The organism is Aequorivita antarctica (genome assembly GCF_007997155.1).
Classification (GTDB): Bacteria; Bacteroidota; Bacteroidia; order Flavobacteriales; family Flavobacteriaceae; genus Aequorivita; species Aequorivita antarctica.
This window is the reverse complement of sequence record NZ_VORT01000004.1, coordinates 67,232-86,902: the sequence shown is the minus strand read 5'-3', so window position 1 is coordinate 86,902 and position 19,671 is coordinate 67,232. Positions and strand designations below refer to the sequence as shown.

Sequence of the window (19,671 nt, the reverse complement as noted above, 5' to 3'; positions counted from 1 at the left end):
AAAATTATGACAGATAAACCACACAAAATGGAAGGCATGGGATCACGAGGCGTCACCCGTCCAATGATGGACATGGAAAGCCACGAACACAAAAAAGGGCATGAGCACATGGATATGGACATGGGTGCCATGAAAATGAGTGCAGATGATCGCATGAAAATGCTGAAGGATCACCACAATCAAACACTCTGGGTCTACTGGGTGATTGTATTGTTAGGTTTTTGGATGATCGCTTCACCACTCACTTTTGATTATGGAAAGAATGTAGTAGCACCTGCCGGAGGAAGACCTGTCTGGTTGTCGCTTAGTGATCGTATCGCCGCCATGTATTGGAGTGATATCATCAGTGGATTGTTACTGATTATTTTTGGTTGGCGATCCCTTAAGCCTAACCGTCCTTATAGTGTTTGGATCACTTGTTTTATCGGGATATGGATTAGCATGGCCCCGCTCATATTTTGGGCACCAACTGCTGTAGCCTATTATAACGGCACCATGGTTGGGGTCTTAATTATTGCTTTATCCATCCTCATACCCGGCATGCCAAATATGATCCTGTTTATGAAAATGGGAGGAAATGTGCCTACTGGTTGGAGTTACAACCCCTCTAGCTGGCCACAGCGCTCTATTATGATTGGTCTGGCATTTATAGGGTGGCTGGCTTCCCGCTATTTGGGAGCATTTCAATTGGGCTATAAAGATATTGCGTGGGATCCATTTTTTGGGGAAGGAACCTTAAACGTTTTGAACTCCAAAATGTCGCATAGCTGGCCCATTTCAGATGCTGCACTTGGCACGCTCGCCTATACTCTGGAATTTCTGATGGGATTTATGGGAGGCACTTCCCGATGGCGTACTATGCCCTGGATGGTTACTTTTTTTGGTATTTTGGTCATTCCACTAGGTTTGGTGAGTATATTCTTAGTGATTTCCCAGCCACTTACTGTTGGCGCTTGGTGTGCCCTTTGCCTGTTTTCTGCCATTATTATGCTTCCTATGATTCCCTTGCAAATTGATGAAGTTATTGCCATGTGGCAACACATGGTGCAACGAAAACAAAAAGGGGATTCGTTATGGAAAGTGTTTTGGAAAGGTGGAGATGCAATTTCCACTGAAAACGATCAACGTTCCCCTGAATTGGTAACATTTGTTGAAAACCCATGGAAGGTTTTCAAATCATCAATATGGGGAATGACTGCCCCTTGGCAATTAACAGTTTCTGTAATTATTGGCTTTTGGTTGATGATTTCTCCGTTCGTTTTCCGGATGGGAATAGAAACATCCGCAGCCAATTTGAACCATTTGGGAGGAGCACTCGTGATCGTTTTTGCCGTAGTGGCCATGGCTGAAGTACTGAGAAGTTTTCGTTATTTCAACGTATTGTTAGGTCTGGCACTGGCTGTGATGCCCTGGATAATAAAAGATAGCAATATGTCGCTAACTATTAGCAGTAGCCTGGCCGGGCTTTTCGTAGTAGCCCTTTCCTTTTCAAAAGGGAAAATCAAGGAAAAATATGGCCTTTGGGATAAATATGTGTTTTAAAAAAGATTTGTATTGTTAATACGGTAGCGCATTTGCAAGGACCAATAAAGTTTAAAAGCGTTTCTGGTATTATTAAAAATTAATCAATGCTTACACGAAAACAAGGTCTTAAAAAGGATGCATCAGAATGATTACAAGCCTCAACAACTCCACTGATTGTAACATTTACAGTAATTGCCATGGCTGAGGTAGGTCGCTCCCTATGGTTTTTAAATATAGCATTTGCAATTTGGCTCATTGCAGCAAGCATTATATTAAAAGACCCATCCGGCAATGAGCTATGGATAGCAATAGCTTCCGGTATTCTGCTGATAGGTTTAAGTTTTAGTAAAGGTAAAATCAGCGAAAGCTATGGAACTTTTGACCGTTACATCATCTAAAGAAATAGTGAAGACAAGTAATTATTGAAAATGAAAAGATAGAAGGGAAAAATGCTGGTTTTAAGGCTGATGCTATATAGGTTTATAGTAAAAGAGTTGTGAAAAGAAAATTTCAAATAGACTCTATGGGTTGTGGAGGTCTTGTTTTCAGGGTTAAAAAAAATTTGAAAGCCCATTCTTCCATAGAAAAAACAGAAGTTTTTTTTTAATCCAAAAGGCGCGGCATTTATTACTATAAAAAACCTATTTCAGTTGACGAGTTACAAAAACAACTCAATGGGCTTGGGCTATACAATTAAGGAAAATAAATTAATAACAATTTAGAACTAAAAATTATGCACTATTACAATGGAAGTTTTGGAGGAATGCACCTAATATGGTGGATTATCTGGGTCATATTAATCGCTTGGATATTCTTTATCCCAGCAGATATCCCATATCAAAAATCAAAGAAAGAAAGCCCACTGGATATTCTTAAAAAGTGCAGATAATGCTCAAAATGAGCCTTATTACGATGCTCTTTGGTTTAACAGAATCGTTGTTTGTGCCAGAATATCGGTTGCCAATGTTGCAATTCAGTTTGGCAGATAAAATAGGTTTTGATGTTGAGAGCTTAATCTTTTCATTCGAAATAATTTAACTATGAAAAAAAGCAAAGGCGAAAATAATAAGCTATCCCTAATAGGTTCCATATCTCTTGGTACAGGCGTAATGATTGGCGCTGGCATATTCGTGCTTATGGGGCAAATAGCAGAGTTGGTAGGCGATTTATTCCCGATTGCCTTTATTGCAGGTGCCATTGTGGTGGGTTTCAGTTCTTATTCCTATGTAAAGTTCTCAAACGCTTTTCCTTCTTCTGGAGGTGTCGTTAAATTTTTAAATAAATCCTATGGCCCAGGAACTACAACAGGTGTCTTTTCTTTATTGATGTATGTCTCAATGGTAGTTTCAGAAAGTTTGGTAGCAGGCACTTTCGGCGCCTATACACTTCGCTTGTTCCCAGATAGTTTTGCTGGTTACGCATCCGTTCTTGGTATTCTACTTTTGGTAACAGCTTATATCGTGAATATTCTAGGTAATAAAGTAATTGGCACAACCGCCACCTTTACGGCAATTATTAAAGTTGCGGGTATAGCAATACTTGCCATTGCTGGTCTAATAGTTTCTGGATTTGCAGATATTACTGGAAACTATATCCCAAAAAATACCGAAGCATTGCCACAAGGATTCGGGTTTGTTGCTGCATTGGCATTGGCGATTCTTGCTTATAAAGGGTTCACTACTATTACAAATCAGGGTGGAGATATTAAAAATCCACACAAGAACCTCGGGAAATCCATTGTGTTTTCCATTCTTATCTGTACGGTCATATATGTCGCTTTGGCATTGGCTGTTGCAGGAGGTTTAAGCATTCCTGAAATAATCGAAGCAAAAGATTATGCATTGGCGGCTGCTGCACAACCTGTTTTTGGGGAATGGGGTTCTTGGATTACCATAGCTATAGCCATTGTAGCAACAGTTTCAGGCGTTATCGCAAGTGTATTTTCGGCATCACGCTTACTGGCTATGTTGAGTAATATGAAGCAGATTCCATCTCTAAAAAGAATGGGGAACTTTAAAAATCCCGCCCTCATATTCACGGTTTCACTTGCCATTTTACTCACTGCGCTACTTGATTTAACAAGGATTGCGTCCATAGGAGCTATATTCTATCTCATTATGGACATTGCAATTCACTGGGGGCTTTTCCGCCACCTAAAAAAAGAAGTGAAATTTCAACCTCTCATTCCCTTAATAGCCATTGTAATGGATATCGCGGTGCTCACTGCCTTTCTTTATTTAAAATACTTAAATGACCCTTTGGTGCTTATCGTTGCAGCTATTGGAATTATTTTAATAATTGTTGCGGAACGACTATTTATGATTTCCCATACAGACGATGAAGGTAAAATGCCAATGGGAATGGAAACTACAAGTAATGAAAATAATTAATTAAAAAAGAAATTTATATGAAAAATATAGCGGTTATAGGATACGGAGTCATTGGCAAAAGAGTGGCCGACGCAGTTAAAGTACAAGATGATATGAACCTTGCGGGGGTTTGTGATGTTGTCAGCGATTGGCGCATTCAAAACGCGGTAAGAAAAGGGTACAGCATCTATGCAGCCACACCCGAGGCCGGAAATGAAATGAAGGCTGTGGGCATTTCGGTAAAGGGAAATGTGCAAGATCTATTGGCTAAAGCGGACATTGTAGTGGATTGCACCCCTAAAAAAATATCGACAAAAAATGTTGAATACTACAAGCAAAAGGGAATAAAGTTCATTGTGCAGGGAGGCGAAAAGCATGAAACTACCGGCCATTCTTTTAGTGCCGAAAACAATTACAAATCAGCTATAAATCTAAATTCTACTAGAGTAGTTTCCTGTAACACCACCTCTATTTTAAGAACGCTGACTGCATTAAAAAGCGCCGGTTTATTGGATTATGCCAGAGGTACACTTTTAAGAAGAGCTACAGATCCCTGGGAAAGCCATTTAGGCGGTATTATGAACACAATGGTTCCCGAAAGAGATATTCCAAGCCATCAAGGTCCTGATGCTCAAAGTGTCGATCCCGATTTGGATGTCATCACTGCCGCAGTAAAAGTTCCAGAAACCCTAAGCCATATGCATTACTGGAATGTAAAATTGAAAAAGCATGCCACGAAGGATGAAGTGCTTAATGCTTTTAAAACGTCCAGCCGTATTAAACTAATTCAATATGACCAAGGTTTGGTTTCCAACAATACGATTAAGGAAATGTTCTTGGATATGGGAAGGCCTTGGGGCGATATGTATGAAGTTGCCCTTTGGGAAGATATGCTGAAAGTAGTTGGCGATGAACTATTCTATGCCTATGTAGTCGATAACCAAGCTATTGTTATACCTGAAACTATCGATGCCATTCGCGCACTTACTGGAATTGAAACGGATGGAGCAAAGTCAATTTCCAAAACCAATGAAAGTCTAGGAATAAATTAATCTTTATTGAAATGAAAACAGAAAAGAATATCACAGAACTTTTAGGAAAAAAAGCATCCTTCTATTTGGATCACGTTTGTGAAAAAATAACAAAGGATGAATTGCAAACTCCAAGCAAGAATAGTCTTGAAACGGTATTTGGCAATAGTAACAGAAATCCACAGGTACTGCGAAGTCTTGCCCAATTATACAAGCACGGAAATCTGGGAGGTACTGGATATTTAAGTATCCTACCTGTAGACCAAGGCATTGAGCATAGCGCAGCTTATTCATTCTATAAAAATCCGGACTATTTCGACCCAGAAAACATTATAAAACTCGCAATTGAAGCTGGTTGCAATGGTGTGGCTTCCACATTTGGTGTTTTGGGATTGAACGCCAGAAAATACGCCCATAAAATTCCCTTCATCGTCAAGATTAATCATAATGAACTACTTACCTATCCCAATAAATATAACCAAACATTATTTGGCAAGGTAAAGGCAGCGTGGGATATGGGAGCGATTGCAGTTGGAGCTACCATTTATTTCGGTTCGGAGGAAAGTAACAGACAGCTTAAAGAAATAGCTGAAGCCTTCGAAGAAGCACATAATTTAGGAATGGCCACCATCTTATGGTGCTATACCCGAAACGAAGCTTTTAAAACTGAAAAAGAAGATTATCACGCGGCTGCGGATATTACAGGGCAGGCCAACCATTTGGGCGTTACCATTCAGGCAGATATCATCAAACAAAAATTACCAACCAATAATTTCGGATTTAAGGAAATTGGGTTTGGAAAATATGATGATGAAATGTACAAAACGCTCACAACAGATCATCCCATTGACCTATGCAGATTGCAAGTAGCCAATTGTTATATGGGTAAAATAGGATTAATAAATTCGGGTGGAGGTTCTAAAGGTGAATCAGATTTCACCGAAGCGGTGACAACGGCTGTCATCAATAAAAGAGCTGGTGGTTCTGGGTTAATTATGGGAAGAAAAGCATTTCAAAAACCTTTTAGCAAAGGAATTGAATTATTGCAAACGGTGCAACAGGTATACCTGGAAAATAGCATCACAGTAGCCTAATAATAATCTAAAAAAATTAAGTATCGCATTACACCTAAAAATCAATAAACTATGAAAAACATACTCGTACCTACAGACTTTTCAGAAAACTGCAATAAAGCTGCAGAACTCGGAATTAAATTAGCTAAGCTTTATAATTCCGAAATCCATTTTTTTCATTTGATGAAAACCCCTGTTGACTGGGTAAAGTTGGATAAACAAAAAGAAATGCAGTATCCCGAAACAGTGAAGCAAATTGGGAGCGCTAAAGCAGCTTTACGCGAACTGGAAAAAGCAGCGGAACGTGAAGGACTTGAATGCAGAACTTTTTTGACATTTGATGTCGGACAGGAAAATATCCTTAAACATTCTGGTCACTTCCATCACGATTTTATTGTTACCGGAAGTAGTGGTGCCAGAGGCGGAGTACGTGAGTTACTTGGAAGCAACGTAGAGAAAATTGTAAGAAAAGTCGATGTCCCAGTAATTGTTGTTAAGGACCAAGAAGTATCCTTTCCTTTCAAGGATATCGTATTTGTTTCAGATTTCCTTCAAGATGTGAACGAAGCATTTAAGAAGGTTATTTCAATTGCCGAAAAATCAGGAGCAAATGTCCATTTATTGAGAATCAATACTGACACAGACTTTAATAGTATTGAACAAGGTTTAAACCCCATCAAGGAATTCCTGAAAAAATTTCCCGATTTAAATAAGTATTCAATGAATGTATATAATGAGCCGGACGTAGAAACCGGTATAAACAACTTTTTAAAGTATAAAAATGCCGATTTGATCGCTATGTGTACCAACGGACGCACAGGTTTTTTAAGCCTGTTCTCCAAGAGTATAGCTGAAGGTGTAACCAATCATTCCGAATTGCCCGTGATGACCATTAAAGTATAACGATGAATAAATCAGTCTTAATAACAAAATATTCCGGTGAGCTTCAGGCCTTTGATGTTAACAAACTCATCAACTCCTTACGCCGTTCAAAAGCAGAGGAAGACATTGTTCAGGATATAGCCCGTAAGGTACAAGAGCAACTCGAAGAAGGAATGACTACTAAAAAAATCTATCAATTGGCATTCAAGATGCTAAAGAGCAAATCGAGAGTAAGTGCTTCAAAATACAAACTCAAAAAAGCCTTGATGGAACTGGGCCCAACGGGTTTTCCTTTTGAAAATCTAGTGGGCAAACTATTTGCGCACGAAGGGTATACAACAAAAGTTGGTGTGATTGTACAAGGTAGTTGTGTGCAGCATGAAATAGATGTAATAGCGCAAAAAGATAATAAACATTATATGATTGAATGTAAATATCATAGTCACCAAGGACGGTTTTGCAGTGTGAAAACTCCATTATATATCCACTCAAGATTTTTGGATGTTGAGAAACAATGGGAACATCAAAAAGGCCACGAAACTAAACTTCATAAAGGAGGTGTGTACACCAATACGCGATTCACAACTGACGCGATTCAATATGGTAAATGTGTAGGTTTATTATTGACAAGTTGGGATTACCCAATAGGAAACGGTTTAAAAGAACGAATAGATAAATCTGGCTTTCACCCACTAACCGCCTTAACAACTCTCACCAAAGCCGAGAAAACAAAGTTATTAGATAAAAACATTGTGCTCTGCAAAGAGCTTCACGAAAACCCAGTGCTATTAAACCAAATAGGAATTAGTAAAAAAAGACACAAAAAGATTTTAGAAGATTCTAAGGCGTTATGCAAAAGCACTTAACCTCTAATAATAAAAGGTTTAACAATACTTAAAAACAAATCTTATGAAAACTGAAGAATTGAAACAACAGAACAGCATAAATTTCGAACCATTTTATCAAGCCTTGGAAGATGACCCAAAATTACTTGAAGAGGCCCTTGAAATATTATTGGGGATGGTAAATTTTGAACCCAAATCAGTAAAGAAGTTGGCGCTTCTTATCAAAGAGGATTCCCGCGAGCTATACAATGAAATAGCGGAAATGAACGAATCTAGCCAAGACAAAGGAAACACGTCATCTTGTTGTAGTGGACACTAAATAAATTCTATAAAAATGAAAAACAATAAAATAAACATCCACTTTTTGGGCGCAGCAGGTACAGTAACCGGCTCAAAATATTTAGTGGACACAGGAGAGAGAAAGATACTCATAGACTGCGGGCTTTTTCAAGGGCTAAAGGAATTACGCCTTAAAAACTGGGAACATCCACCTGTGGAAGTTTCAGAAATTGATATGGTTTTGCTAACACACGGCCATTTGGACCATACTGGATATCTGCCAAGGTTGGTAAAACAAGGATTTAAGGGACCTATATATGGCACCAATCCAACGTTGGACATCGCAGAAATCATACTTAATGATAGTGGTAAAATACAGGAACAGGAAGCCGAACGTGCCAACAAGGAAGGTTATTCCAAGCATAGCCCAGCAGAACCACTCTACGATTTAAAAGATGTAGAAAAAACCATTCCACATTTTAAGGGCGTTCCGCAGGCACAATGGATTCCATTATTTGATGGCATAAGAGCTCGATTTCAATACAACGGACATATTCTCGGCGCTACTTATATTGAATTGGATTTAAACGGCAAACGCTTTGTTTTTTCAGGCGATATAGGAAGAACGAACGACTTACTATTGTATCCACCTCTAAAACCAAAAAAGGCAGATGTACTATTCATAGAATCTACTTATGGCGGAAGGTTTCATCCTGATGAAGTGGAAGCTATTCCGCAGATTGAAAAATTAGTCAAAGACACTTTTGATAGAGGCGGTAGCCTATTTGTTCCAAGCTTTTCGGTAGAACGTGCCCAACTTATGATGTTGATTTTTTGGAAATTACTCAAGGAGAACAAAATACCCAAAGTACAAATGATAATGGACAGCCCAATGGGCGCTAGTGTATTGGAACTGTTCCACCGCACAAGGGATTGGCACAGATTAGAAGACAATGAATGTGATGAAATGTGTTCCCACTTCACGGTCGTAAGCAGTTATCGTGAAACAATGGAATTGCGAACCGACAACAAACCAAAAATCGTGATTGCAGGGAGTGGAATGCTAACAGGTGGGAGAATTCTCAACTATCTTGAAACACAGGCGCAAAACCCAAATAATACGTTGCTTTTTGTGGGTTATCAAGCTGAAGGAACTCGTGGAAGAAAATTGTTGGAAGGCGAAAAGGAACTAAAAGTGTACGGAAAATGGGTGCCTTTTAAAATGCAGGTAGCTGAAGTTGAAGGTCTCTCGGCACACGCTGACCACGCAGAACTTATGGATTGGATGAGTAAGATAAAAAATAGGCCCGAACGGATTTTCATTGTACACGGAGAAAAAGAAAGTGCGGAAGCACTTCAAAAAGGCATCAAAGAAACCTATGGATGGGATTCTGAAATCCCACAACTCTACAACATTGAAGAAATAGAATAAGCTTCGAAATTTTTAATATAAACACTATGGCACAGCAATCAAATATCCTTAAATACAAGCATCTTGGCATCTATACCCAAAACGAGAATGTGGTGTATATGCACGAAGATTGCCATGTGTGTGTTTCAGAAGGTTTTGAGGCACTTACCCGAATTCGGGTTTCAAATCTCAACATTTCCATTGTGGCAAGCCTCAATGTGATAAATTCAGATATGCTGTTGCCCGATGAAATTGGACTTTCAGATTCAGCTGCCGAAAAACTGAATGTTTCCCCAAATGAAACCTTATATGTTTCACATTTGGAACCTATTGAATCCTTAAGCCACGTAAGGGCAAAAATCTATAATCAAAAATTGGATTATAACGCTTATAAAGAAATCATCACAGATATTGTTCAGGGAGATTATTCCAACATCCACCTCTCGGCATTCATTACAGCCTGTGCAGGTGGCAGGATGGATATTAACGAAATATCCGACCTCACGAAAGCTATGATTGCTTCCGGTAAGCAATTGAATTGGAACAAAGAAATCGTGGTCGATAAGCATTGTATTGGTGGATTACCTGGCAATAGAACAACGCCATTGATAGTTGCCATCGTTGCCGCTTATGGGCTTACAATGCCCAAAACGTCTTCCCGTGCCATCACTTCGCCAGCAGGTACAGCAGATACAATGGAAGTATTGACCAATGTTACACTTTCTTCCGAAGAAATAAAAAATGTGGTGGAAAATGAAGGTGGTTGCATCGTGTGGGGAGGAACGGCGCAATTAAGTCCTGCGGATGATGTGCTCATTAAAATTGAAAAAGCTTTGGATATTGATAGCGAAGGACAATTGATTGCTTCTGTACTTTCAAAAAAAGCTGCGGCAGGATCCACACACGTTATTATTGATATTCCTGTAGGAGAAACCGCCAAGGTACGCAGTACGGAAATGGCACAGCAATTAAAAGAACATTTGGAAACCGTGGGCAAAGCTGTTGGTCTAAAAGTGAAAGTTGTTATTACAGATGGTACGCAGCCCGTTGGGAGAGGTATTGGTCCTACATTAGAAGCGATCGATATATTAAAGGTCTTAAAAAATGAAGCTGATGCACCCAAAGACCTATTGGAAAGAGCGTTGTTTTTGGCAGGGGAACTATTGGAACTTTCTGGGAAAGTTGAAAAAGGGAAAGGATATAAGACTGCACAAAAAGTACTCCAATCTGGAAAAGCTTATAAAAAATTTATCGCCATTTGTAAAGCCCAAGGTCGCTTTTCAAAACCTGTTTTAGCACCCTATAAAATTGAGATTAGAGCAGAAAATTCAGGAATTTTAGAAAGAATCGATAACAGAAAAATTGCAAAACTCGCCAAACTTTCAGGTGCACCTCAATCTAAATCAGCAGGGATTTCATTGAATGTCCATTTAAACGACAAAATTGAAAAAAACCAATTACTGTACACGCTTTATGCAGAATCCATAGGCGAACTTAATTATGCTATGGACTATAAAAATAACCACAACGATATTATAACCATAATTTAAAAAATATACTATGCAAACGATATTATTCAGCCTTCCCGGAAATGAAGAACTCACAGAACTTTTGGCAGCGAAAATGGATGCTGAAGTGGGCAAAGCTACTTTGCGCAACTTCCCTGATGGAGAATCTTACACACGTATTCTATCTGATGTTAAAGATAAATGTGTAGTACTGGTCTGCACCCTGCACGAACCAGACGAAAAACTGTTACCGCTCTATTTTTTAAGCCATACTGCAAAATCGCTCGGAGCGATGTGTACCTGTCTGGTAGCACCATATCTCGCCTATATGCGTCAGGACAAAGTATTTAATGAAGGCGAAGGCGTTACTTCAGGCTTCTTCGGGAAATTGATTTCTGGTTTTGCCGATAGCATTACCACGGTTGACCCGCACTTGCATAGAATAAGCTCTTTGGGCGAAGTCTATCAAATTCCAAACAAAGTCATTCACGCAGCCAATGCTATTTCAGAATGGATAAAGGAAAATGTTGAAAATCCTGTTCTTATCGGTCCCGATTCTGAAAGTGAGCAATGGGTATCGGAAGTTGCCAAAAATGCTGGAGTACCATTTACGGTATTACAGAAAGTGCGTCACGGCGACCGTGATGTGGAAGTCTCGGTTCCAGATGTAGATAAATACAAAGATGCCACACCTATTTTGGTAGATGATATTATCTCGACTGCACGAACAATGATTGAAACTGTGAAACACCTAAAAAAAGCAGGGATGAAACCACCAATTTGTGTTGGTATTCACGCAGTTTTTTCGGGCAATGCCTATCAGGATTTGTTGGATTCCGTTGTAGAAAAAATAGTAACCTGCAACACCATTCCCCATCCTTCAAATGCTATTGATTTGAGTGATATAATGGCAAAAGAAGTAAAGAAATTGATGCATCATATATGAGAAAACAAGGCTTCATACTAATAATTATCTTATTCAGTATCACAATGACTAGCCAGACCGAAATGCTCATTGGGCAGATTTCAGGGAGGTTTGTGGTTCGCGAGAATTTTGATGAAAAAGGTGCTTTTCTCAACAAACAAACTTTTGAATCTGGAAAAGTTATCGCTATAAATGGATATTATGAAATTGAAGTAATCACAGAGCTGTTTGACAAAAACAAAAAATCTACCGACAAATACACAACAACCTATCGCTGTAAACCAGATGAAGCCAGTATAATGGTAATGGCATTTCCGTTTTCAGATCCAAAATCACTAGAGACTGAAATTAACACCACTTCCACAAATTTTAAAGTATTGTACGATTTAGATAATCTAGAGGATATAGAACTAGAAATGAGTTTTGATTCAGGCTTATTAAATTTTTTTGGTTCAAAAAGCAGTATCAAAATTTACGAGAGAAAATTGAACTATAACAAAGATAATATCAAATCAAAAATCAATATAAAAGCCTATACTTTGGGTATTCGCATTAAGCAACTCAACTATATCGTTAACGAGAAATTAAATGAAAAAGGTTTATTGACCTCTCAGAAATTTACCGAAGCCGATGGTAGTTATTTTACTATGAACTATAAATAAATACAAAATGAAAAACTACGATACACTTTCAGAAGCTATTAACGATTTACAGGCAAACGAATATCCCTATGACTTCAATTTAACGCCTGAATGTTTGAAATGTGCTTCGCTGAAAATTGAGATTCATCCTGAAGATTTTAAAGTAGATAAAACCTATCGCTTTGAAGGCATGAGCAGCACAGATGACAATAGCATTCTTTATGTTATATCTTCCAAAGACGGAGTTAAAGGACTTTTGGTAGATGCCTACGGAGTGTATGCAGAAAACATTTCAGAAGCAATGCGAAAAAAATTACGATAACACTTAAACAACACTATAATGGAAAATCACGAACATCACAAAAACAAAAAAATGGATCACTCAAAGATGGACCATTCAAAGATGAAAAACAAAAAGGAGAACCATTCAAAAATGGATCATTCCAATCATGACGGTAATGCGCCCATGGGAATGGCTGGACACGACCATCATAAAATGATGATTGCCGACTTCAAGAAACGCTTTTGGGTAACGCTTGTACTTACAATTCCCATATTGATATTCTCGCCAATGATCCAAGGATTTTTCGGATATGAATTTTTACTTCCGGGTAATCCATATATACTTTTTGCTCTTTCTACTATTGTGTATTTCTATGGTGGATGGCCTTTTCTTAAAGGTATTGTTTCAGAAATAAAGAGTGGTGCACCAGGAATGATGACGCTTATATCTATGGCAATTACCGTAGCTTATGTATATAGTTCCGCCACGGTATTTGGTTTAGAAGGTGTCGACTTTTTCTGGGAACTTGCTACCCTAATCGCAATTATGCTCATTGGGCATTGGATAGAAATGAAGAGTGTTTTGGGTGCTTCAAAAGCCCTACAGCTTCTCGTAAGTATGATGCCAGCCGAAGCACATCGCGTAAAAGGCGATACTATTGAAGATATTTCATTGGAAGATTTATTAATAGACGATATCATTTTGGTTAAGCCCGGAGAGAAAGTTCCTGCAGATGGGATTATTGTAGAAGGCTCAAGCTATTTAAACGAATCTATGCTTACTGGAGAATCGAAACCAGTAAAAAAAGAGGAAAAAGATAAAGTAATTGGAGGGTCAGTTAACGGTAATGGCAGCATAAAGGTAAAAGTAGAGCATACAGGTAAAGACAGCTATCTCAACAAAGTAATCACAATGGTTGAGGAAGCTCAAAAAACCAAGTCCAAAATGCAAAACCTTTCCGATAGGGCTGCAAAATGGTTGACATATATTGCTTTGGGTATCGGTTTTGGAACATTGGCAGTTTGGTTGCTTTTAGGCTTCCCATTTGTATATGCATTGGAACGAATGGTTACTGTTATGGTCATTGCTTGTCCACACGCACTTGGTCTTGCAATTCCTTTAGTAGTTGCTATTTCTACCTCAGTATCCGCACAAAATGGATTATTGATTCGTAATAGAACGGCTTTTGAGGAATCACGTAAAATATCCGTTTTGTTATTTGACAAAACAGGAACATTGACCAAAGGAGATTTTGGCGTTACCAGAATTGAATCTGTAAATGAATCCTATTCAACCGAAGAAATTTTGCGACTGTCCAGTGCCTTGGAACAAAGTTCAGAACATCCCATTGCCGTAGGAATTATTAAAAAAGTTAGAGAAGACAAAATTGACATCCCAAAACTTGAAAACTTTAATGCGATTACTGGTAAAGGTGTTGAGGCAGATGTAGAAGGGAAGCAAGTAAAAGTGGTTAGTCCAGGCTTCTTAAGAGACGAAAAAATAGAAATTCCAAAAGATGCTTTTAGTAATGCTGCTGAAACGGTTGTATTTGTATTAATTGATGGGCAACTAGTTGGATATATAGCTCTTGCTGATGAAATAAGACCAGAATCTGCTGAAGCTATAAAAATATTCAAAAAGAACAATATCAAAGTTTTGATGGCAACTGGAGATAATGAAATTACGGCAAAAGCTGTTAGTGATAAACTTGGCTTGGACGGTTATTATGCCGAAGTTTTACCTCATCAGAAAGTTGAGCTAGTTAAAGAATTACAAGGAAAAGGCGAGTTTGTGGCTATGACGGGAGATGGTGTAAACGATGCGCCTGCCTTGGCACAAGCAAACGTTGGTATTGCAGTTGGCTCTGGTACAGATGTAGCTGCTGAAACTGCCGATATTATTTTGGTAAATAGCAATCCACAGGATATTGCCAACCTAATATTATTTGGTAAAGCAACCTACAATAAAATGATTCAAAACTTGATATGGGCAACAGGATATAATGTTGTAGCCATTCCACTAGCTGCTGGTGTACTATATTCTTCAGGCTTTGTTTTAGGCCCAGCGGTAGGAGCTGTGTTAATGAGTTTGAGCACCATAATTGTTGCTATTAATGCCCAATTATTAAAGCGAAAAATCGGTAAAAAATAAATGAATAGAAAAGAAAAACTCAACAGAATATTTTTAATCCTGTTGAGTTTATTTGTAGTGATGTTGGGCTATGGCATATTGTTGCCAACCCTGCCCTACTATACCGAAAGATTAGCATTAGCAGATAATCTCGATCCGGACCGTATCAATTTTCATATAGGATTGCTCACTAGTATTTATCCTTTTTTTCAACTTCTCTTTGTAGTAGTTTGGGGAAAGCTTTCAGACAAATATGGTCGAAAACCTATTATCATCTGTGGACTCATTGGTTTTGTAGTTATGCAATTACTTACGGGTCTAGCCACATCTCTGACAATGCTATATGTAGCTCGAATTTTTGGCGGTATTTTCACTTCTTCGGTTATTCCTGTCAGCAACGCATATTTAAGCGACATTACTTCAGAAAAACGAAGAACAAAAATGATGGCTTGGTCTGGTGTAGCCATTAGTTCAGGAGTTATTTTCGGCCCTGTTATTGGAAGCTTTCTTTCCCAAACGGATTTTCATTTACAATATTCTATAGGTCTGCTACATTTAGACCGATTTTCAATACCATTTTTATTCGCTGCCCTACTCGGATTTATTGTTCTATCCATTGTGTTGAAATGGCTTAAAAACACCGCTCGTGTAAATAAGTTCACGGCACGTAAAGTGGGGTTGCGATTCATATTTTCCAAATACTTTATCGTATTACTGATACTATCCTTTGTAATCCAATTTATATTGACCCTATTTGAAACGGTTTTTTCAATTTACGGAAAAGATGACTTAGGTTTTAACAGTAATCAAGTGGGTATTGGCTTTATGTTATGCGGCGCTATAATGGCTGTTTTACAGCCCGTTTTTGCTACTTATGGAGAGAAAGTTTTATCCACAAAGAAACAAATCACTCTAGGATTATTCATATCTGGAATTTCCTTGATCATCTTTCCATTTTTTAAGAATGAATTTTTCGTATATGGACTAATCGTTATTTTTGCTGCTGGTATTGCTATGGTAATACCTAATTTATTATCAGCAGTTTCATTAACTTCTAAAAAAAATACGGGTCGAAATATATCCATACAAAGCTCGACCAATAGTATTGGTCAGATTTTAGGTCCCGTTTTAGGAACTTGGCTTCTTGCTGGTGGTTTTTACTATCCATTCATAATTTCTGGAAGCATAACCTTGGTTGCTATTGGCCTTGTGTTCTTTATTAAGTACCCCTACAAACATAAAAAAGACCGATCAAGTGTTGCACTTATTGATAACTAACCCAGATTTAAAGCTGAAATATTCCGTATAAGATAATTACAATGAGTGATGAAAGTTGAAGGAGGCCGACCCGATACTGTATGGTTAGAAACAACCGATGTTAAATAAGCATAAAAGCGCTGTTTGGTCAAACACTAGAATAATATTTAAAATTCCTATATTAGAGTGACGAGGATAACTTACGGAAATGTGATTACCAATTTTTCCATACGCATTGAGTCTTTATTCTTTAAAGAGGTACAAGGAGGATTGAAGAAAACCCAACATTGACTAGATGCAATATGTTAAAATTCTTATTGAGGTGCGTAATTCGGTGCGTATAAAATATTGCTCTATTGGCAAGTACTATAAACCCTATATTTCACGAAAAATGGATAGTTCCTCTTTCTCCGCAAAAAGCCCCGTTATCGTAATGATGACGGGGCTTTGTTTTTTTGGGGTGTCAGAATCATTGGCAATTCTACTAATATTATAATCTTTATCTACTAAAATTCTAAGGCATATGAAGGTTACATTTTTTACAACCACTCCATTTGTAATGGTTTCTGCCCAGGGTAATTTTATAAGGGAAAGTTTATTGTTCTTTTCTAAAAAGGCGGTACTTAAGTTCAAGGGTTTCAATCGCCAACTTATTTGACGTACTATTTATTGAAGAAAGCTCCCAAGATACCGGATATGCTTTTTCAATATTCCAGGATGCAAGAACACTTCCATTTGCTCCTAATAATGATAGCCTAATATTCTTTGGATCAAATTCAAAATTTTCTATTGCATTTTTACACCACTTGTCGAAATTGGAATTCAGTATTAAACACCGTTTTAAAATCAGATTTGAATATGTGTGCGGTGCAGGTAATTCATGAACAAAGCTGTTCTCTCCGCCTTCTGATCTTTGTATGTTGCTAGGTTTGAGCTTAAGACCAGACACTTCTTGAAAACTGCTGTCCATTTCTGGGCTTCCATTAAACTGGACACGAAAGTAAAACGCTGTGGGCGGGATATAGTTTTCTTGGGAGACAACTGACATAGAGATTATTTAACTGTTTGTAATAGTTAAGCCATGTTTAAAAGTAATTATAAATTCAGAAACAAACTATAGACAACATATCTTTATAGTTTTACATAGTTTAAGTCCTTTAATTTAAGATTAGAAGCTAATGCGAAGTATATATCTAATTAAAACATTTTGTTTAACTTATTTATATATTTATTAAACATTTTGTATCTTTCCAAAAAAAAATTGCTACATAACCCTATAAAAAAATACCATGTTTGGAATCTTCAAAAAGAAAACACAAAAAGAAAAATTGCAGGAAAAATATCAGAAACTACAGAAAGAATCATTTAACCTCTCTACCACCAACAGAAAACTAAGCGATCAAAAAGCTTTTGAAGCTGAAGAAATTATGAAACAACTCGAAAAGTTGAACTGACCCGAATAAATCATAATGACCGAAGAAAAAAAACCAGACAATGTAGTTTTCAATACTAAAACTAAACGTTACGATGCTTCTCTAAAACCGTATGCAACTTCTGTGGGAGCTCCAGTAATTTCAATAACTGACACTACGGCTTGGAAAAATAGGAGCATCAATAAAACCAATCATAAAATAAATGCCAAATATTTAGAGCTGAAAGCCGAATATGAAAAAATGATAAGTGAGTTTGAGTACAACAGACTCATTTTTAGCTCCGAATTTAGTTTTGAACCTGTAATTGGCGAAGTCTATCATCTGTACAAAAGAAAAGAGGGCAACAGTTTTCTATCCCTAATCGCTCCAGAGCAATGCAATTTTAAGCATATTGGCAGCTTCTATCTAAATGTAGACCAAACCTGGGAAAAAGTAAATGAAATATGATTGGAAGCGATTTAACAGAAAGACAATTAGACCGAATAATAGAAATGGCCTGGGAAGATCGTACCCCGTTTGAAGCAATTGAATTTCAATTTGGGTTTCCGGAGAAGGAAGTAATTAAAATAATGCGGGGTAACCTAAAGGAAAGTAGTTTCAAACTTTGGCGAAAACGCGTAAATAGTGGCGTAAGCAAGAAACACCTCAAAATGAGAAGTTCTGAAATTAGCCGTTTTAAATGCTCACGACAAAAAGCAATTTCAGGAAATAAAATAAGTAAAAGATAGTCCCACTTTTTCCTCTTAGAGATTATCAAATTTCACCAAAACCCGATAAATATTATGTTTTTCGGGTTTTTTATTTTCTTCAATTCTAAAATAATATCATCAAAAATAAAAGCTTAAGATGCTCCCACAATAGCAATCTCCTCCTCCGTTAACCCATACAACTCATAAACCAATTTGTCTATTTCATGTTTTATCAAAATTCGACAAAGCTTTCAGCCATAATTCTACTTTCTCAAACTCCCAACTAACTGATATATATCATAGTATTTATTTTCATCCTTTTTTATCTTTCATTACTATCTACTATTTTCCTAACTACTAAAAGCAAATAGACAGCTGCAATATCCTAGATAGTTAAATCCTTGGATGTTTCAGTGTTGAAATAACTTGATTACTAACTTAAATGATATAAAAAATGAAAAAGAATCACAATTATAAAGTGCTGTTGACTTGTTTATTTTTATTCATTGGCAGTATAACAATAGATAAGGTGGCGGCTCAAAGAGTTGTAACTACAATAACTTATCAAAGTTTCTATGACGGGCTCTCTCCTTATGGCATATGGATTGATTATCCTGGATATGGACATGTTTGGCAGCCTTCTGTTGAGGGTGATTTTAGGCCTTATTTGACAAATGGGCATTGGAATTATTCTGTTGATGGATGGATTTGGATTTCGAATTACAGTTGGGGTTGGGCTCCTTTTCACTACGGGCGTTGGTTATATGATGATTTATACGGATGGTTATGGATTCCTGGATATGAGTGGTCGCCCGCATGGGTACTTTGGGGAGATATAGATGATTATTACGCCTGGGCTCCTTTAATGCCTTCAGTGAATGTGGTTGTTTGGTATGGTACCTGGAGACCGCCAATAATTTACTGGAACGTGGTAGATCATATTTATATTTACGACAGAGACCTTAGCAATAGAGGCCGAAGCAATCTGGATGATCGTTTTACAAGTCGGATTAGAATAAATAACAACTATGGTACAACTCGGTATCACAACCAATATTATGCGAAAGGGCCTGATGTTAATGAGGTAGAAAAATATACCGATAGGAAAATTGAGTCAGTTCCTCTTAGGGAGGTGAAAAAAATACCCTCGGTAGCTCGAAATCAAGATGAGCTACAGGTTTACCGTCCTAGGATAAACAATCCAGAACCGAGCACTTATAGAAGTATTGATAAGGTTAGTCCAAATCCTGTGCGTGTAAATTCTGATAAATTTAATACGAATAGAGTTCAACAGAAACAAAATGTTCAGCGATTACCAGTAAGACAATCGCCTGCAAGAGACAAAACCACTAGCAGTAAGAGGGGCAACTAAAAGTTTATACCGCTCAAGC

Annotated in this window: 22 protein-coding genes; 21 read left to right on the top strand and 1 reads right to left on the bottom strand. The window is 37.6% G+C overall.

Translation table 11 applies throughout. The features are described 5' to 3' along the window. The first annotated feature begins 6 nt into the window (after nucleotides 1-6). The 17 genes from ESU54_RS06865 (at nucleotide 7) to ESU54_RS06785 (ending at nucleotide 16,179) form a co-directional block, all read left to right on the top strand. The gene (locus ESU54_RS06865) at nucleotides 7-1,542 is read left to right on the top strand and encodes a vitamin K epoxide reductase family protein (protein ID WP_111845319.1); all 1,536 of its coding nucleotides are present in this window, start codon (nucleotides 7-9) and stop codon (nucleotides 1,540-1,542) included. Nucleotides 1,543-1,721: 179 nt separating this feature from the next. Further along, nucleotides 1,722-1,922: a hypothetical protein gene (locus ESU54_RS06860; protein WP_111845320.1), complete on the top strand. Its 201-nt coding sequence runs from the start codon at nucleotides 1,722-1,724 to the stop codon at nucleotides 1,920-1,922. Between the two features lie 335 nt (nucleotides 1,923-2,257). Beyond that, nucleotides 2,258-2,413: a hypothetical protein gene (locus ESU54_RS06850; protein ID WP_235004613.1), complete on the top strand. Its 156-nt coding sequence runs from the start codon at nucleotides 2,258-2,260 to the stop codon at nucleotides 2,411-2,413. Beyond that, nucleotides 2,413-2,562 carry a hypothetical protein gene (locus ESU54_RS17805; protein ID WP_170253263.1) on the top strand — a complete coding sequence of 50 codons (150 nt, stop codon included), beginning with the start codon at nucleotides 2,413-2,415 and terminating at the stop codon, nucleotides 2,560-2,562. Before ESU54_RS06850 ends, ESU54_RS17805 begins: the two co-directional genes overlap by 1 nt. Before the next feature lie 2 nt (nucleotides 2,563-2,564). Further along, nucleotides 2,565-3,914, top strand: coding sequence for an APC family permease (locus ESU54_RS06845; RefSeq protein WP_111845321.1), 1,350 nt, complete (start codon nucleotides 2,565-2,567; stop codon nucleotides 3,912-3,914). A gap of 17 nt (nucleotides 3,915-3,931) precedes the next feature. After that, a complete protein-coding gene (locus ESU54_RS06840) occupies nucleotides 3,932-4,945 on the top strand; it encodes a type II glyceraldehyde-3-phosphate dehydrogenase (protein WP_111845322.1) in 1,014 nt (337 codons plus the stop codon). An 11-nt stretch (nucleotides 4,946-4,956) separates the two neighbouring features. Next, on the top strand, nucleotides 4,957-6,018 hold the full coding sequence (locus tag ESU54_RS06835) for a class I fructose-bisphosphate aldolase (RefSeq protein ID WP_146848090.1): 1,062 nt from the start codon (nucleotides 4,957-4,959) through the stop codon (nucleotides 6,016-6,018). A gap of 51 nt (nucleotides 6,019-6,069) precedes the next feature. Next, entirely contained in the window at nucleotides 6,070-6,900 is an 831-nt protein-coding gene (locus ESU54_RS06830) for a universal stress protein (protein WP_111845324.1), read from the top strand. A 2-nt stretch (nucleotides 6,901-6,902) separates the two neighbouring features. Next, nucleotides 6,903-7,745 (top strand): restriction endonuclease, encoded by an 843-nt coding sequence (locus ESU54_RS06825; RefSeq protein WP_111845325.1) that lies wholly within the window; start codon nucleotides 6,903-6,905, stop codon nucleotides 7,743-7,745. 43 nt (nucleotides 7,746-7,788) lie between these two features. Then, nucleotides 7,789-8,043, top strand: a complete 255-nt coding sequence (locus ESU54_RS06820) for a hypothetical protein (RefSeq protein WP_111845326.1) — start codon at nucleotides 7,789-7,791, stop codon at nucleotides 8,041-8,043. A gap of 15 nt (nucleotides 8,044-8,058) precedes the next feature. Further along, nucleotides 8,059-9,435 (top strand): MBL fold metallo-hydrolase RNA specificity domain-containing protein, encoded by a 1,377-nt coding sequence (locus ESU54_RS06815; protein WP_111845327.1) that lies wholly within the window; start codon nucleotides 8,059-8,061, stop codon nucleotides 9,433-9,435. A gap of 26 nt (nucleotides 9,436-9,461) precedes the next feature. Beyond that, a complete protein-coding gene (locus ESU54_RS06810) occupies nucleotides 9,462-10,964 on the top strand; it encodes a thymidine phosphorylase family protein (protein ID WP_111845328.1) in 1,503 nt (500 codons plus the stop codon). A 10-nt stretch (nucleotides 10,965-10,974) separates the two neighbouring features. After that, nucleotides 10,975-11,868 (top strand): ribose-phosphate pyrophosphokinase, encoded by an 894-nt coding sequence (locus tag ESU54_RS06805; RefSeq protein ID WP_111845329.1) that lies wholly within the window; start codon nucleotides 10,975-10,977, stop codon nucleotides 11,866-11,868. Further along, the gene (locus tag ESU54_RS06800; RefSeq protein ID WP_111845330.1) at nucleotides 11,865-12,509 is read left to right on the top strand and encodes a hypothetical protein; all 645 of its coding nucleotides are present in this window, start codon (nucleotides 11,865-11,867) and stop codon (nucleotides 12,507-12,509) included. Before ESU54_RS06805 ends, ESU54_RS06800 begins: the two co-directional genes overlap by 4 nt. 7 nt (nucleotides 12,510-12,516) lie before the next feature. Beyond that, complete coding sequence (locus tag ESU54_RS06795; RefSeq protein WP_111845331.1) at nucleotides 12,517-12,810, top strand: phosphoribosylpyrophosphate synthetase; 294 nt, start codon at nucleotides 12,517-12,519, stop codon at nucleotides 12,808-12,810. Between the two features lie 18 nt (nucleotides 12,811-12,828). After that, nucleotides 12,829-14,922 (top strand): copper-translocating P-type ATPase, encoded by a 2,094-nt coding sequence (locus tag ESU54_RS06790; RefSeq protein ID WP_111845332.1) that lies wholly within the window; start codon nucleotides 12,829-12,831, stop codon nucleotides 14,920-14,922. Further along, nucleotides 14,923-16,179, top strand: coding sequence for an MFS transporter (locus tag ESU54_RS06785; RefSeq protein ID WP_111845333.1), 1,257 nt, complete (start codon nucleotides 14,923-14,925; stop codon nucleotides 16,177-16,179). It begins immediately after the preceding gene. A 574-nt stretch (nucleotides 16,180-16,753) separates the two neighbouring features. On the opposite strand, the gene ESU54_RS06780 is transcribed toward ESU54_RS06785, so the two are convergent. Beyond that, nucleotides 16,754-17,206 (bottom strand): phage tail protein, encoded by a 453-nt coding sequence (locus ESU54_RS06780; RefSeq protein WP_111845335.1) that lies wholly within the window; start codon nucleotides 17,204-17,206, stop codon nucleotides 16,754-16,756. 241 nt (nucleotides 17,207-17,447) lie between these two features. Here ESU54_RS06780 and ESU54_RS06775 point away from each other — a divergent pair, with 241 nt between their 5' ends. The 4 genes from ESU54_RS06775 (at nucleotide 17,448) to ESU54_RS06760 (ending at nucleotide 19,652) form a co-directional block, all read left to right on the top strand. Next, on the top strand, nucleotides 17,448-17,612 hold the full coding sequence (locus ESU54_RS06775; RefSeq protein WP_111845336.1) for a Lacal_2735 family protein: 165 nt from the start codon (nucleotides 17,448-17,450) through the stop codon (nucleotides 17,610-17,612). A 15-nt stretch (nucleotides 17,613-17,627) separates the two neighbouring features. Beyond that, nucleotides 17,628-18,038, top strand: coding sequence for a DUF2452 domain-containing protein (locus ESU54_RS06770; RefSeq protein ID WP_111845337.1), 411 nt, complete (start codon nucleotides 17,628-17,630; stop codon nucleotides 18,036-18,038). Continuing rightward, on the top strand, nucleotides 18,035-18,319 hold the full coding sequence (locus ESU54_RS06765) for a TIGR03643 family protein (RefSeq protein WP_111845338.1): 285 nt from the start codon (nucleotides 18,035-18,037) through the stop codon (nucleotides 18,317-18,319). Before ESU54_RS06770 ends, ESU54_RS06765 begins: the two co-directional genes overlap by 4 nt. Nucleotides 18,320-18,734: 415 nt before the next feature. Next, nucleotides 18,735-19,652: a DUF6600 domain-containing protein gene (locus ESU54_RS06760; protein ID WP_111845339.1), complete on the top strand. Its 918-nt coding sequence runs from the start codon at nucleotides 18,735-18,737 to the stop codon at nucleotides 19,650-19,652. Nucleotides 19,653-19,671: the final 19 nt, after the last annotated feature.

What these genes read in the sequence shown, in the direction of transcription:
- ESU54_RS06865 (WP_111845319.1), top strand. Translation starts at nt 7, where the DNA reads ATGACAGATAAACCACACAAAATGGAAGGCATGGGATCACGAGGCGTC.
- ESU54_RS06860 (WP_111845320.1), top strand. Translation starts at nt 1,722, where the DNA reads ATGGCTGAGGTAGGTCGCTCCCTATGGTTTTTAAATATAGCATTTGCA.
- ESU54_RS06850 (WP_235004613.1), top strand. Translation starts at nt 2,258, where the DNA reads ATGCACTATTACAATGGAAGTTTTGGAGGAATGCACCTAATATGGTGG.
- ESU54_RS17805 (WP_170253263.1), top strand. Translation starts at nt 2,413, where the DNA reads ATGCTCAAAATGAGCCTTATTACGATGCTCTTTGGTTTAACAGAATCG.
- ESU54_RS06845 (WP_111845321.1), top strand. Translation starts at nt 2,565, where the DNA reads ATGAAAAAAAGCAAAGGCGAAAATAATAAGCTATCCCTAATAGGTTCC.
- ESU54_RS06840 (WP_111845322.1), top strand. Translation starts at nt 3,932, where the DNA reads ATGAAAAATATAGCGGTTATAGGATACGGAGTCATTGGCAAAAGAGTG.
- ESU54_RS06835 (WP_146848090.1), top strand. Translation starts at nt 4,957, where the DNA reads ATGAAAACAGAAAAGAATATCACAGAACTTTTAGGAAAAAAAGCATCC.
- ESU54_RS06830 (WP_111845324.1), top strand. Translation starts at nt 6,070, where the DNA reads ATGAAAAACATACTCGTACCTACAGACTTTTCAGAAAACTGCAATAAA.
- ESU54_RS06825 (WP_111845325.1), top strand. Translation starts at nt 6,903, where the DNA reads ATGAATAAATCAGTCTTAATAACAAAATATTCCGGTGAGCTTCAGGCC.
- ESU54_RS06820 (WP_111845326.1), top strand. Translation starts at nt 7,789, where the DNA reads ATGAAAACTGAAGAATTGAAACAACAGAACAGCATAAATTTCGAACCA.
- ESU54_RS06815 (WP_111845327.1), top strand. Translation starts at nt 8,059, where the DNA reads ATGAAAAACAATAAAATAAACATCCACTTTTTGGGCGCAGCAGGTACA.
- ESU54_RS06810 (WP_111845328.1), top strand. Translation starts at nt 9,462, where the DNA reads ATGGCACAGCAATCAAATATCCTTAAATACAAGCATCTTGGCATCTAT.
- ESU54_RS06805 (WP_111845329.1), top strand. Translation starts at nt 10,975, where the DNA reads ATGCAAACGATATTATTCAGCCTTCCCGGAAATGAAGAACTCACAGAA.
- ESU54_RS06800 (WP_111845330.1), top strand. Translation starts at nt 11,865, where the DNA reads ATGAGAAAACAAGGCTTCATACTAATAATTATCTTATTCAGTATCACA.
- ESU54_RS06795 (WP_111845331.1), top strand. Translation starts at nt 12,517, where the DNA reads ATGAAAAACTACGATACACTTTCAGAAGCTATTAACGATTTACAGGCA.
- ESU54_RS06790 (WP_111845332.1), top strand. Translation starts at nt 12,829, where the DNA reads ATGGAAAATCACGAACATCACAAAAACAAAAAAATGGATCACTCAAAG.
- ESU54_RS06785 (WP_111845333.1), top strand. Translation starts at nt 14,923, where the DNA reads ATGAATAGAAAAGAAAAACTCAACAGAATATTTTTAATCCTGTTGAGT.
- ESU54_RS06780 (WP_111845335.1), bottom strand. Translation starts at nt 17,206, where the DNA reads ATGTCAGTTGTCTCCCAAGAAAACTATATCCCGCCCACAGCGTTTTAC.
- ESU54_RS06775 (WP_111845336.1), top strand. Translation starts at nt 17,448, where the DNA reads ATGTTTGGAATCTTCAAAAAGAAAACACAAAAAGAAAAATTGCAGGAA.
- ESU54_RS06770 (WP_111845337.1), top strand. Translation starts at nt 17,628, where the DNA reads ATGACCGAAGAAAAAAAACCAGACAATGTAGTTTTCAATACTAAAACT.
- ESU54_RS06765 (WP_111845338.1), top strand. Translation starts at nt 18,035, where the DNA reads ATGATTGGAAGCGATTTAACAGAAAGACAATTAGACCGAATAATAGAA.
- ESU54_RS06760 (WP_111845339.1), top strand. Translation starts at nt 18,735, where the DNA reads ATGAAAAAGAATCACAATTATAAAGTGCTGTTGACTTGTTTATTTTTA.